A 13,607-nucleotide genomic window follows, 5' to 3' on the forward strand; every position below is an offset into this window, starting at 1 on the left:
GCGACTGCGGCGACTGCGGCGACTGCGGCGACTGCGGCGACTGCGGCGACTGCGGCGACAATACAGTTGAATGGGATACTGGTCAGCCGTATTGTCGACATGTGGTTCAAGCCGATGAAGCGGTGGACAGACCGCCGGGCGACCTGACGGCGCGCGCCAGGATCCGCGACGCGGCGCTGACCCAGTTCGCCGAACGCGGTGTCGCGGGCGCGACCATGCGGGGCATCGCCGAGGCGGCCGGCGTCTCACCGGGCCTGGTGCAGCACCACTTCGGGTCGAAGGAGGCCCTGCGGCGCGCGTGTGACGACGCCGTGGTCGACGCGTTGGGGCACCGGTTGGCGGCCGCCGCCACGGCCGGTTCGCTGGTGGAGTCGGGCCTGCTCGCCGAACTCCTCGCCACGAGCGGCCCGCTGTTGCGGTACTTCGCCCGCGCCACGGTGGACGGGTCACCTGCGGCCGACACTGTCTTCGACCGCCTCGCGGCGGGTACCGCGGAGTTCCTCAGCACCACGTGGCCGGACCGGTTCCCGCCGGATTCGGCGGCGGCGAACAGTGCCGCGGCGGTGATGACGGCGATGCACGCCGGCACGGTCGTCCTGCACCGGCACATCGGGCGCCACCTCGGCGTCGATCCGCTCGACCGTGCTCACCCGCATCGGATCGGCGCGGCGATGTTCGACGTCTACGCCGCCATGGCCGACTTCGCGGCCTCGCCGGCCGGGGAGCGGATCCGCGCATCCACCGCCGAGTACCGCACCGACGACCGGGGAGGCGAGCCGTGACCCTCGTGTCCATCGACCACCTCACGCCGATGCAGAAGACACTGCTCATCACGCTGAAAGGACGGGCGGTCGACAGCCAGGGCGCCAATCCTCTCCTGGGCGACGCGCTCGCCACCGACGTGCTCGGCCGGCTGGATTACGACACCGGCTCGGTGAAACTGATGGCGGGCGTGCCGGAAGCGGTCGCCATCCGCAGCGCGATGCTCGACCGCGCGGTCGCCGGGTTCGTCCGCACCCATCCGGACGCCGTCGTCGTCGAGCTCGGCAGCGGACTGGAGACGCGCCGGTTCCGCGTCGACCCGCCGCAGACCGTCGACTGGTACGACATCGACTTTCCCGAGGTCATCGAGCTGCGGGAACGGCTGCTTCCGGACCGGGACGACGCGCACGGCGTCGGCGTTTCACTGCTCGACACGCGCTGGACCGACGGGATTCCGCGGGACCGGCCGACGATCGTCGTCGCCGACGGGGTCGTCGGATTCCTCACCGAGGAGCAGAACCGGCGGCTGCTGCCGCACATCACCGATCACTTCGCGAGCGGCGAACTGGTCTTCAACGCCTACAGCAGGCTGGCCGCCCGGATGGCGGGCCGATACCTGCGGACGGTCGGCATGCCGCCGGACTACCGCACGTTCGGTATCGGCGATCCGCAGGACGTCGTGGCCCTCGCGCCGGAGTTGACCTTCGTGGAGGAGCAGTGGGGCGATGCCGCACCGGAGCGGGAGCGCCTGCCGCTGGCGTACCGGCTCATGGCGCGGACGTTCGCCCGCTGGCCCGCGCAGGCCCGCCGCGGCGCCTGGATCGTCCGCTACCGCTTCTGATCACGTCGCACCCCCGCAACACCGCTGGCGCCCCCAAGGTGCCCTTGGGGCAGCCGCCAGGACCGCGAATGTTGCAGCTCCGCACCGGTGCGGTGGTTCAGTCGAGCCAGGTGGCGGCTTCCGCTGCCCAGTACGTGAGGATCATGTCGGAGCCTGCGCGGCGAATCGAGGTGAGCACCTCCAGGATCGTGCGCTCGCGATCGACCCAGCCGCTGGCGGCCGCGCCTTCGATCATCGAGTACTCGCCCGAGATGTTGTACGCCGCGACCGGGACCGACGAGATCTCCGACGCCGCCCTGATGACGTCCAAATAGGACAGCGCAGGCTTGACCATGATCGCGTCGGCGCCCTCGGCGAGGTCGAGTTCGATCTCGCGGCTCGCCTCGCGGATGTTGGCCGGGTCCTGCTGGTACGCGTTGCGGTCGCCCTGCAGCTGGGAGTCGACGGCCTCGCGGAACGGCCCGTAGAACGCGCTCGCGTACTTGGCCGAGTAGGCCAGGATGCTCACGTCGCCGAATCCGCCGTCGTCGAGCGCACGGCGGATCGCGCCGACCTGTCCGTCCATCATGCCGCTCGGCCCGAGCCAGTGCGCACCCGCGCGCGCCTGGGCCAGCGCCATCTCGGCGTACCGTTCGAGCGTCGCGTCGTTGTCGACCCGGCCGGCGTCGTCGAGCACGCCGCAGTGGCCGTGGTCGGTGAACTCGTCGAGGCACGTGTCGGCCATGAGGACCGTGTCGTCGCCGAGATCGGACCGCAGGTCGCGCAGCGCGACGTTGAGGATGCCGTCGTCGTCGGTCCCACCCGAACCGACGGCGTCGCGTGTGGACGGAACGCCGAACAGCATCAGCCCGCCGACACCCGCCTCGACGGCCGTCGCCGCCGCGGCACGCAACGAGTCCCTCGTGTGCTGCACGACGCCGGGCATACTGGAGATCGGCTTCGGCGCACCCGCGGCGTCGGCCTCCTCCGAGACGAACATGGGCAGGATCAGCTGACGCGGGCGGATCGTCGTCTCGCCGACGAGCCGGCGCACGGCCGGCGTGGTCCGCAGCCTGCGTGGACGATGCTCGGGAAACACATCGACACCGTACTCCCGCGCGTGCGCCTACCCTGACGGCGGCAAGATCCCCGGCCCGCCGGCCCGGCGGGACCGACACCGCCCCAGCGGAAGGACATCGTCATGAGCCCGGACGTGCTGAGCCTGACCCGAGAACTCGTCGCCGTCGACACCATCGATCACGACGAGAGCCGCACCCTCGCCGTGGTGGCGCCGCACCTGGAGGAGGCGGGCTTCGACGTCCGGACCGTCGAGCACGAACCGGGCCGCGGCACGCTGATCGCCGAGTGGCACACCGATGCGCAGACACCGCCGCTGTGCCTGTCCGGGCACGTCGACACGGTGCCGCTGGGCAGCGCCGAGTGGTCCCACGACCCGTTCCGCGCCGAGCCCGACGGCGACCGGCTGTACGGCCGCGGCACGACGGACATGAAGGGTGGGGTGGCCGCGATCGTGTGCGCGGCGATCGGTGTCGCGACGTCGACTCGCGCGCCGCGGGCTGGGCTGCGCCTCGTGCTCACAGCCGCTGAGGAGACCGGCTCGCACGGCGCGCGGGGCGCCCTCGACGTGCTGCGCGGCAAGCCGTCGGGTCCGCTGCTGATCGCCGAACCCACGGCGGGCGCCGTCTTCCACGGGCACAAGGGCGCGCTGTGGTTGTCCGCGCGGGCCGAGGGCGTGACGGCCCACGGGTCGATGCCGCACCTGGGCGACAACGCCGTCTACAAGCTGGCCCGTGCGGTGGGAACGTTCGAACGGTTCGCCTTCACCGAGCAGGCGCATCCGGCGATGGGCGCGCCGACGCTGAACGTCGGCACCTTCCACGGCGGGCTGAACACGAACTCCGTGCCGGACTCGGCGGTCGCGACGGTCGACATCCGCACCGTGCCCGGCCAGGACCACGCCGCGATCACCGACCGCTTGCAGGCCCGTGTCGGCGACGACGCGGCACTCGAGGCGCTCATCGACCTGCCCGCCGTGTGGACGGACCCTGCCGACGGCTGGGCCGCGTCCGTCGCCGCGATCGCCGCCGACGTCACCGGCCGGCCTCAGGGCAGCGAGCCGCGGGCGGCGACGTACTTCACGGACGCGTCGGTGCTGGCGCCGGCGCTGGGCGGCGTGCCGACCGTCGTCTGCGGCCCGGGCGAACCCGAGCTGGCGCACGTCACCGACGAGTGGGTGTCGATCGCCAAACTCCGCGAGTCGGAGGAGACCATCCGCCGGGTCGCCGCCCGGTGGTGCGAAGCATGAGCACCGCCTGATCGCGTGTCCTGCACTCAGCACCGCGTGTCCTGCGCCCAGCACCGCGTGTCCTGCACTCCGGCACGCGTGTCCTGCACTCCGACACCGCAACACGGGCCCCGGAAACCGCAACACGGGCCTGGACAGCGAAACGCCCCGCCGCACGGGGTGTGCGGCGGGGCGTTTCGGCGAGACTCAGGAGCGGCGCGTGCGCTTGGCCTTCTTCGGCGGCGGCAGGGCGCCCTCGGCGCGCAGCTTCGCCGCGTGGGCGGCGAGGGCGTCGACGAGCACCACGGCGTTCGGCGTCTCCGGCTGCACGTCGACGCGCAACCCGAACTCCGTCGCCGTCTCGGCCGTCTTGGGGCCGATGCACGCCACGAGCGTGCGGGCGTGCGGCTTGCCCGCGATGCCGACCAGGTTCCGCACGGTGGACGACGAGGTGAAGCACACGGCGTCGAACCCGCCCGTCTTGATCATCTCGCGGGTCTCGGCGGGCGGCGGCGCGGCACGCACGGTGCGGTAGGCCGTCACGTCGTCGACCTCCCAGCCCGCGTCGGTCAGCCCGGCCGACAGCGTCTCGGTGGCGATGTCGGCGCGCGGCAGCAGCACGCGGTTCACCGGGTCGAGCACGTCGTCGTAGGGCGGGAACTCCTTGAGCAGGCCTTCGCTCGACTGCTCGCCCTCGGGCACGAGCTCCGGCTGGATGCCGAACGAGCGCACCTTCTCGGCCGTCGCCTCGCCGACGCAGGCGATCTTCACGCCGGCGAACGCGCGGGCGTCGAGGCCGAACTCGGTGAACTTCTCCAGCACAGCCTTCACCGCGTTGGCCGAGGTGAACACGATCCACTGGAACCGCCCGTCGACCAGGCCCTTCACCGCACGCTCCATCTGCGCGGGGCTGCGGGGCGGCTCGACGGAGATCGTCGGCACCTCGTGCGAGGTGGCGCCGTGGCTGCGGAGCCGCTCGGCCATGTCGCCGGCCTGGTCCTTCGTGCGCGGCACGAGGACCTTCCAGCCGTACAGGGCGCGGGACTCCCACCACGACAGCTGCTTGCGGTCCGCCACGATCGATCCGACGGTGACGATCAGCGAACCCGCCAGCTCACCTGCGTCGGCGCCGAGCGAGGCGAGGGTCGTCTCGGTCGTCCGCTGCGTGTTGATGGTGCCGTTCGACGTGACGGCCACGGGCGTGTCGGCGGGCACACCGTTGTCGACGAGCTGCGAGGCGGCCTCGGCGAGGTGGCTCGACGTGCCGTGCAGCACGATCGGGCCCTGCGCCTGCGCGACGCCCTTCCAGTCGACGTCGCGGGTGAGGTCGACCTCGGTGTGCGTGCCGCCGAGCGGCAGGCCCGCGTACGCCGGGACCGCGGTGCTCGGCGCGACACCCGGCACGATGTCGAACACGACCTCGGTCTTCGACACGGCCTGCACCTCGGCCACGACCGCGGGCTGCGTCAGCGGGTCACCCGCGACGAGACGCAGCACGACGCGGCCCGACTCGGCCTCGGTGGCCAGGTCCTTGGCGACGTCCCCCGGCTCGCCGACGGCGGGACGCGCCTCGGCCTCCTCGCGGGCGTAGGCGAGCGCGCCCGCCGGCACGTCCGGGTCGGTGACGACGACGTCGGCCTTGGCCAGCAGCTCCTGGGCGCGGACCGTGAGCAGTCCCGCGTCACCGGGGCCCGAGCCCACGAAGGCGACGCGCCCCGTGGTCTTGCTTGGGGGGGTCATGTGCTTCGTCTCTCCTCATGCAGCGGCCGCACCGAGGCCGGCGGCCGAACTCGTACTTGTCCTTCTGCGGTTCTCTGACGTTCCCGACGCGAATGTCACGTCCGTTACGTGTTGCCTGCGTGCTCCGGCTGCGGCGCCTGCACAGCGCAGGCGCCGGCCACGCACCCGACGCCCACCGGGTTCCCGCCGCGGCGGAAGCGAACGCGCCGACTCAGGACGAGAGCGCGCCTGCGCCCAGGTCGAGCAGCTCGGCGGCGACCGCGCGGCCCAGTTCGTCGGCGTCCTTCGTCTCGGCGATCGCCGAGGCCTTCAGGATGTTCACGGAGTCACCGTCGACCCCGGTGGCGGCGATCCCGCGCAACGAGAGACGGTCGACGACCTGTCCCTCGCTGTCGAGGTCCTCCACGACATCGGCGAGCGCTCCCACGGGTGCGCTGCAACCGGCTTCGAGCGTGGCCAGCACCGCCCGCTCCGCCTTCGCGGCGACCCTGGTCGCTTCGTCGTCCACAACGGACCGAAGCAGTCGCTCGGCCTCGACGTCCTCGACCCGCGTCTCCACCGCCAGCGCTCCCTGTGCGGGCGCGGGCAGCATCTGGAGCGGATCGAGCGTCTCGGTGATCTCGTCGACCCGGCCGACCCTGGCGAGACCCGCCCTGGCCAGCACCACGGCGTCCAGTTCCCCGGACGTGACCTTGCCGATGCGGGTGTCGATGTTGCCGCGAATCGGCACCACGGTCAAACCGAGGCCGAGGGCCTTCAGCTGCGCGATCCGGCGCGGCGAACCCGTGCCGACGACCGAACCCGGCGGCAGTTCGCCCAGCGTCAGGCCGCCGCGGGCGATCAGCGCGTCACGCGGGTCCTCCCGCGGCGGCACGGCGGCCAGCACGAGGCCGGACTCCGGCGCCGTCGGCAGGTCCTTGTACGAGTGGATCGCGACGTCGATCTCGTCGGCCAGCAGTGCCTCGCGCAGCGCCGACGTGAAAACGCCCACGCCGATCTCCGCGATGGGCGCGCTGGAGCGGTCACCGGGCGTGGAGACCGTGACGATCTCCACCTCGTGACCGGCTTCGGTCAGCATGTTCGCGATCGTCTGCGTCTGCGCCACGGCGAGCTTGCTGCCGCGGGTGCCGATGCGGATCGGGCTGTCAGTCACGGGGTGTCACCGTCGATCTGGTCGGTGGTGGTCATGGGGGCCGACGGGCTGGACACCGTCTTCGGCGCCTGCGGGTCGAGCTCGAACAGCTCGCGCAGCGCCGTGGCGTAGTCGGTGTCGCTGGTCTCGGCGGCCAGCTGCTTCACACGCACGGTCGGGGCGTGCAGGAGCTTGTCCACGACGCGCTTGACCGTGCGGCCGACCTCCTCACGGGTGTCGGCGTCGATCTCGGGCAGCCGCCGGTCGAGCCGGAGCAGTTCGGCGTCGACGACCTCGGCCGCCCGCTTGCGCAACGCCGTCACCGTGGGTGTGACGGCAGCGCTGCGCTGTCCCGCCAGATAGGCGCGGACCTCGTCCAGGACGATGCCCGACGCCTTGGCGGTCTGCTTCTCCGTGGTGCCGCTGCCGGAGTCGTGCATCCGGCGGCGCACGGTGTCGAGGTCGACGAGGCGCACACCGTCGAGGCCGCCAACCTCGGCGTCGACGTCACGCGGCAGGCCCAGGTCGCACACGACCAACGGGGATCTCCGCGGCCCGACGTGCCGGGTCTCCAGCACGGTGCCCTTCGCGCCGGTGCACACGACGGCCACGTCGGCGTCGGACACGGCGCCTGCCAGCTCGGCGAGCGGCACCGCCGTCGCAGGCACGCCCTGCTCGGTGACCGACGCGGCGAGCCGTTCGGCGTTCGCCTGGGTGCGGTTGGCCACCACGATGCTCGCGATACCCGCCTTGCGCAGGTGGGACGCGGCGAGCGCACCCATCGAGCCCGCGCCCACGACGAGGGCCCGCTTGCCCGCGAGGTCACCGCCCGCGTCCTCCGCCTCGGCCAGCGCCGCCGACACCACGGACGCGCCCAGTTGGTCCAGGCCCGTCTCGCTGTGCACGCGCTTGCCGACGCGCAACGTCGTCTGCACCAGCTCGTGCAACGTCCGCCCGACGGTGCCCGCCTCGCTCGCGGTCGCGTACGCGGCCCGCACCTGGCCGAGGATCTGCGTCTCCCCCACGACCATCGAGTCCAGGCCGGACGTGACGTTGAACAGGTGCTCGACGGCTGCGCCCGCGTAGTGGACGTAGAAGCTGTCGTAGAGCTCGTCGGGAACCATGCCGGCCTGACGGGCCAGCACCGACGCGATGTCGTCGAGGCCGCCGTGGAACGTCTCGACGACGGCGTAGACCTCGATGCGGTTGCACGTCGAGACGGCCATGACCTCGGAGACGTGCTCCGCCTGCTGCAGCTCGTGCAGGATCTTCGGCACCTCGGGCGCCGGGATGGACACGCGTTCGAGCGTGGTCAGGTTCGCCGTCCGGTGGGACAGGCCGAGCGCGAGAATGCTCATGACGGCACCACCGCACTGCTCGCGTCCGTCGCTTCAGCCCCAGCCGCTTGGCCGTTCACCTGTCCGTCCGCCCTTCGTGCCACGTGGAAGGAGAGGATCTGCAGCTCCACGGCAAGATCCACCTTCCGAACCTCGATGTGTTCCGGAACCTGCAGCACCACCGGCGCGAAGTTCAGAATGCACTGCACTCCGCCTGCGACGAGCCTGTCGCACACCGTTTGTGCTGCGGTCGGCGGCGTCGCGATGACCCCGATGGAGATCTCCCGCTCCGCGCACACCTCGGGGATGTCGTCGAGGTGCGAGACGGGCAGTCCGCCCACCGGCACCCCGATCAGATCCGGGTCGATGTCGAACAGCGCCTCGACCGGGAAACCGCGACCGGGAAAGCCGCCGTAATTCGCCAACGCATGTCCGAGGTTACCGATTCCCGCGACCGCGACGCGCTGCTGCTTGTTGAGCCCGAGGGTGCGTTCGATCTGGCCGATCAGCACCTCGACCTCGTATCCGACGCCCCGCGTGCCGTAGGAACCGATGTAGGAGAGGTCCTTGCGGAGTTTGGCGGAATTCACACCCGCGGCGGCCGACAGCTCCTCGCTGGAGACCCTCGTGCTGCCATGCTCCTGCATGCTCGACAGCACGCGCAGGTACACCGCCATGCGGCCCACCGCGGCTTCGGGAATGGCCTTGACCGGCGCCTCGCCGTCGGTGACGGCGGGCAGCTCGGTGGTCGGGGTGTTGTCGTCGAACGCCGCGGCGGCCCTGGCGCCGGTCGCCGGTTTGGCATTCGCTCCGGCCTTGCCGCCGGCTGCGGCTTTACCGCCGGTGGCGGCCTTGCCGTTGGTGGCCGCCTTGCCGTTGGTGGCGGCCTTGTCGCCGGTGGCAGCCTTGCCGTTGGTGGCCGCCTTGGCGTTGGTGGCCGCCTTGCCGTTGGTGGCCGCCTTGGCGTTGGCTGCGGCTTTACCGCTGGTCGCGGCGCTGCCGTTGGCCCTGGCGTTCGGGGCCTTGCCGTCTGCCGTGGTCTTCGGGACCCTGGCCTTGCCGTTCGTGGCGGCCTTGGCGCCGGTGCTCGCCGCATCGGTTGCGGATTCGCCGTCGGCTGCCGTTTTCCCGTTCGCGGCCGATTTCCTGGCGAGGACCTTCTTGGCCGGGCTCTTCCTCCCCGAGCCCGGCTTCGCGCGCTTGTTCGCGCCGCCCTGCGCGGAGCCGGGCTCCGCGGCATCGTGCTCGGCGGCCTCGTTTGCGGCGGCCTGGTGCTCGCCTTCGGCCTGGGGATCGACCGCGCCGCCGGACTGAGCGTCCGCGGCCGGAGCGGCATCGGCCGGGGTGTCGGCCGGAGCGTTGTCGGACTGCGCGGTATCGGGCAGCGGGTTATCGGGCAGCGCCGTATCGGCCGGTGTGCCGGATGGGTCGGCATCGGCGGGCGTGGCCTCGGGGGATGCGTCGGATTTCGAACCGGATTTGTTCGCGCGGCGCGACCGGGCCAGGCCGCGGACGGAGGAGGCGATGTTCCGCCGGCTCCGCTGTGCCATCACGCTCCGACTCCCGTCCCTCGGATTTTTCGAGACGAATCCCTTGACCAGCAGGCGGCGACCGTGTTCGATGCACGGCGCGTCACCGGCGTGGAGAACACGGTAGTTCATTTGTGAACGCGTGCACAAAACAGCAGGTAAGGGCGTTGACCTGCGCCACAGCCCCCGTTTTCCTGACGCGTTGTCATTTCCGGAGGCGGCCGCCGACCGCCCCCACCCTTCGACACGACCCATGCACGCGTGTTGCGGATTCCAGGGACCGTGTTGCGGTTTCCGGGGCTCGTGTTGCGGATTCCAGGGGCCGTGTCGCGCGTGTCCTGCACTCGGCACCGCGTGTTCTGCACTCGTGCGTCTCCGCGCTGATCCCGCCCGTCGCTCTCCTGTGAGCCCGCGGACTACTCCGTGGTGAACGTGATCGTGTGGTGGCCGGTCGCACCGTCGGGCAGCACGCCCATGCGCTCGGAGGTCTGTGTGTAACCGGACTTGTCGGTCGCACGGCAGGCGAGCCGATGGTTCCCGGGCCGGTCGACGTCGAGCGCGATGTGCCACATCCGCCACGTGTCGTCGGAGACATCGGCCGAGAGGGTCGCCTCCTGCCAGCGGCCGCCGTCGAGCCGCACCTCGACCTTGGCGATCCCCGTGTGCTGCGCCCAAGCGATCCCCGCGGCGATCACGCGCCCCGTGGGCATCGTGGCGCCCGACGACGGCCGGTCGATGCGCGACTGCGTCTTCACCGGCGCCTCGCGCGCCCACCCGCGGTCGAGCCAGTACGCGCGGCGCTCGTTCCACGTCGTCACCTCGAGGTCGGTCACCCACTTCGTCGCCGACACGTATCCGTACAGACCGGGCACCACGAGCCGCGCAGGAAACCCGTGCTCGAGCGGCAGCGGCTCGCCGTTCATGCCGAGCGCGAGCATGGCGCCGCGGTCGCGCTCGAGCAGCACGTCGATGGGAGTGCCGCAGGTCCAGCCGTCGGAACTCGACGAAAGCAGCTGCTGCGCGCCGTCGCGCACGCCGGCGTCGCGGAGCAGTTCACCCAGGTCGACTCCGGTGAACGTCGCCGTGGAGATCAGCTCCCCGCCGACCTGGTTGGACACACAGCACAGCGTGATCCGGCGTTCGATCAGACCGCGGCGGCGCACGTCGTCGTAGGTGAGTTCGAGTTCACGATCGACCATGCCGTGGATGCGCAGCCGCCAGTCGTCGGCGGGGACCTGCGGCACGGACAGCGCGGTGTCGATGCGGTAGAAGGCGTCGTTCGGAGTGAGGAACGTCGGCGTGCCCAGCTTGGCGAAGTCCGCGTCGTGCGGCGGTGCGGACAGCCGCCGGGTCCCGCGCAACGGCGGCGCCGACGCGCGGGACGACGTCGCATCACGGGCCCCGCCCACGAACCCGCCCGTCAGCCCGGCCACTCCCGCGACTGCGGCCGCGCCACCGGCCGCGACGAGGAACCGCCGCCTCCCGGGTAGGGCCTCCGAGGCGCGGGGACCGTGCGGCGTCGCGTCGTCGGCCTGCCCGGTTTCGGCGTCAGCCGCGTCGTCGGCCCGCCCGGCGTCAGGGTCGGCTGCGTCGGGGTCGGCTGCGTCGGGGTCGGCCGTGTCGGGGTCGGCCGTGTCGTGAGGGGTGACGGTCGTCGCCGCGGTGGTGGGGGCCGGGGGTGCGGCACGACGGTGGAGCAGCAGCCACGTCGCCACCCCTGCGGCGAGACTCGCGAGCGGGGCGAGCGCGGCGAGCCTGCCGACGTCCGGGCGCGTCACCACGGCGACCAGCCCCAGGACGCCGACGGCGACGATCAGCACCGTGCCGGGTGCGGGGCCGCGTCGTGACGCCAGCGCCGCCGCGACGGCCAGTCCGAGCAGCACCCCGCCCATGCCGACCAGGAGTGCGAGCTTGTCGGCCGTGCCGAAGGTGGCGATCGCGAAGTCCTTCAGCCACGACGGGGTCAGGTCGATCGCCGTGTTGCCGACCGCCAACAGCGGCGACGCCTGGGGCCCGACGAACGCCGCCACCAAGTGACCGGTCGCCAGCGCCGCAGCCAGCGCCACGACCGCCGCGATCACGAGCCGCGCTCGCGGCACGCGCCGGGGTGCCGTCGTTGCCGGCTGCGCGGATTCCTGCGACGGATCGTCAGTCGTGGCCATGCCTTCATCGTGACGCCGAAACCGGCGCGTGTGACCAGGTCAGACCCTTACGACTCCCTTACACTCACCTGCCGCGAACCGCTACCGCCCGTGTTGCGGGTTCCGGGGGCCGTGTTGCGTTCCCCGGGGCCCGTGTTGCGCCCGCCCGTCACCCGACCGCCGCCCCTCATCCACCCACTGACGCGCGACTGCATCCATGGGCCCCGTGGGTGCGGGGGCCGCAGGCAGGCGCATGTGCTGCGCTCAGCGTCCGTGTCCGAGCCCGCCGCCGCGTATGTCCTGCGCTGAGCCTCAGTCTCAGCCGCGGGCGAGGGCGTCGCGGACGGCGTCGTCGGTGCGGGCGACCACGGCGGTGCCGTCGTCGGCGGTGATGATCGGCCGCTGGATCAACTTCGGATACTCGGCCAGCGCGGCGATCCACTTCTCCCGCCCGGAGTCGTCCCGCGGCCACTCGGTGCGGTCCTTGAGGACCAGGTCCTTCGCGATCTGCTCCTGCGTACGGGTGATGTCCCACGGTTCGAGGCCGAGCCGGTCGAGGACATCGCGGATCTCGTCGGCCGTGGGCACGTCCTCGAGGTACTTGCGCACGGTGTACTCGGCGCCTTCGGCGTCCAGCACGCCGAGGGCAGTCCTGCACTTCGAACAGGCGGGGTTGATCCAGATCTCCATCGCTGCCTCTCGTGGTCGCAGGCCGGGTGCTGCAGTGAGGTTAGCCAGTGGCAGCGGGAGACGGCGACGTCGGACGCGGCCGGGATCAGGACACGCGTCGTACGTGGAGCTGCTTCTTGTCGGTCCTGGCGACGAGCCCGGCGGCGAACAGGGCGTCGTCTGCCTCGATCCGCGCCGTGTCGTCCTTGCCCACTTCGAGACGGCGGCGCAGCAGGGTGTGTTCCTGGGTGGTGAAGCCGGGGCTTCCGTCGACCCAGCGTTCGTACTCACCCGCGTGCGGATCACCGTCCCGCCACGGCCAGGAGTGCCGCTCGAACGCGGTCCGCAGATCGCGTTCCCGCAGGTCCTGGGCGCCCGGCAGGCGCACCGGTGCGGCGTCCCCGCGGAGGAACACGAGCGTCGCGCGGTCGCGGAATACGGCCGTCGTCGTGGCCCGTTCGGTCCATGCTTCACGCCCCTCGACCTGGGACTCCACGTGGTCGTCAAGCACCCGCAGGGACAGCGCCTCACGGAAGGTGAACAGCATCAGCACGACCCCGACGGCCACGCCGAGCCCCGTCATGACCGTCACCGACCAGCCCTGCGGCAGGTCACCGAGCAGGTGCAGCCATCCCGGAGCCCCGATCGGCGTGTCTTCCAGCACGTTCGCCAGGCCGCGGAACAGCGGCCCGCCGGCGAATCCGAGCAGCACCCCGATCGCGACCGGCACCGCGATCACGAGGGCCGGAATCGCTGCGGGGATGCGGACGTCGGTGACGGAGTCGGCGGCGTAGTCGCTGGTCACACGCGGAAGAATGCCAGATCGTCCCGCATCGCGAGGTCGTGGCTGGCGGGTTGGCGTTCACCGGGCTGGGCGATGCGGGCTGGGCGATGGTGGACGGCGAACGGAAGCGATGATGGGTGCATGCATCACGTCACCGTCATGACGCGCGCAGGATGCCACGCGTGCGAGATCGCCGAGGCCGACGTCGCCCGGATCTGCGGGGAGCTCGGCGCGACGTGGTCGGCCGTCGACGTCGACGCCGACCCCGAGCACCAGGCCGAGTACGGCGATCGTGTCCCCGTGCTGCTGGTCGACGGCGATGAACACGGGTATTGGCAGGTCGAGGAGGGCCGGCTCCGCGCGGCCTTGAGCTGACGCACGCCGGGGT

General features: G+C 71.8%; 11 protein-coding genes and 1 pseudogene. 4 read left to right on the forward strand and 8 right to left on the reverse strand.

Annotated features, from left to right (window positions below; all coding sequences use genetic code 11):
• Window positions 1-101 precede the first annotated feature (101 nt).
• Both FB384_RS06010 and FB384_RS06015 read left to right on the forward strand, forming a co-directional pair.
• Window positions 102-782, forward strand: coding sequence for a TetR/AcrR family transcriptional regulator (locus FB384_RS06010; protein ID WP_183779965.1), 681 nt, complete (start codon window positions 102-104; stop codon window positions 780-782).
• On the forward strand, window positions 779-1,603 hold the full coding sequence (locus tag FB384_RS06015) for a class I SAM-dependent methyltransferase (RefSeq protein WP_183779968.1): 825 nt from the start codon (window positions 779-781) through the stop codon (window positions 1,601-1,603). Before FB384_RS06010 ends, FB384_RS06015 begins: the two co-directional genes overlap by 4 nt.
• 97 nt (window positions 1,604-1,700) lie before the next feature.
• Here the strand turns inward: FB384_RS06015 and hemB are convergent, their stop codons facing one another.
• A complete protein-coding gene (gene hemB / locus FB384_RS06020; RefSeq protein ID WP_183779971.1) occupies window positions 1,701-2,681 on the reverse strand; it encodes a porphobilinogen synthase in 981 nt (326 codons plus the stop codon).
• 102 nt (window positions 2,682-2,783) lie between these two features.
• Here hemB and FB384_RS06025 point away from each other — a divergent pair, with 102 nt between their 5' ends.
• Window positions 2,784-3,908, forward strand: coding sequence for a M20 family metallopeptidase (locus FB384_RS06025; protein WP_183779974.1), 1,125 nt, complete (start codon window positions 2,784-2,786; stop codon window positions 3,906-3,908).
• A 186-nt stretch (window positions 3,909-4,094) separates the two neighbouring features.
• Here FB384_RS06025 and FB384_RS06030 read toward each other — a convergent pair whose 3' ends face one another.
• From FB384_RS06030 to FB384_RS06060, 7 genes and pseudogenes are all read right to left on the reverse strand, one after another.
• Window positions 4,095-5,627, reverse strand: a complete 1,533-nt coding sequence (locus tag FB384_RS06030; protein WP_183779977.1) for a bifunctional uroporphyrinogen-III C-methyltransferase/uroporphyrinogen-III synthase — start codon at window positions 5,625-5,627, stop codon at window positions 4,095-4,097.
• Between the two features lie 211 nt (window positions 5,628-5,838).
• Window positions 5,839-6,780, reverse strand: coding sequence for a hydroxymethylbilane synthase (gene hemC / locus FB384_RS06035; protein ID WP_183779980.1), 942 nt, complete (start codon window positions 6,778-6,780; stop codon window positions 5,839-5,841).
• Complete coding sequence (locus FB384_RS06040; RefSeq protein WP_183779983.1) at window positions 6,777-8,117, reverse strand: glutamyl-tRNA reductase; 1,341 nt, start codon at window positions 8,115-8,117, stop codon at window positions 6,777-6,779. The genes hemC and FB384_RS06040 overlap by 4 nt, the downstream gene beginning before the upstream one ends.
• Window positions 8,114-8,938, reverse strand: a pseudogene (locus FB384_RS06045) (redox-sensing transcriptional repressor Rex); the annotation flags it as partial. The pseudogene FB384_RS06045 and the gene FB384_RS06040, both read right to left, overlap by 4 nt.
• A gap of 1,103 nt (window positions 8,939-10,041) precedes the next feature.
• Window positions 10,042-11,787: a molybdopterin-dependent oxidoreductase gene (locus FB384_RS06050; RefSeq protein ID WP_323985135.1), complete on the reverse strand. Its 1,746-nt coding sequence runs from the start codon at window positions 11,785-11,787 to the stop codon at window positions 10,042-10,044.
• A gap of 297 nt (window positions 11,788-12,084) precedes the next feature.
• The gene (locus tag FB384_RS06055; RefSeq protein ID WP_183779986.1) at window positions 12,085-12,456 is read right to left on the reverse strand and encodes an ArsC/Spx/MgsR family protein; all 372 of its coding nucleotides are present in this window, start codon (window positions 12,454-12,456) and stop codon (window positions 12,085-12,087) included.
• A gap of 85 nt (window positions 12,457-12,541) precedes the next feature.
• Complete coding sequence (locus tag FB384_RS06060) at window positions 12,542-13,240, reverse strand: YqeB family protein (protein WP_183779989.1); 699 nt, start codon at window positions 13,238-13,240, stop codon at window positions 12,542-12,544.
• 120 nt (window positions 13,241-13,360) lie between these two features.
• Between FB384_RS06060 and FB384_RS06065 the strand changes: the two genes are divergently transcribed.
• Complete coding sequence (locus FB384_RS06065; RefSeq protein WP_183779992.1) at window positions 13,361-13,594, forward strand: glutaredoxin family protein; 234 nt, start codon at window positions 13,361-13,363, stop codon at window positions 13,592-13,594.
• The last annotated feature ends 13 nt before the right edge of the window (window positions 13,595-13,607 follow it).

Origin of the sequence: Prauserella sediminis, from assembly GCF_014195435.1 — a bacterium.
In the GTDB taxonomy this organism is placed as follows: Bacteria; Actinomycetota; Actinomycetes; order Mycobacteriales; family Pseudonocardiaceae; genus Prauserella; species Prauserella salsuginis.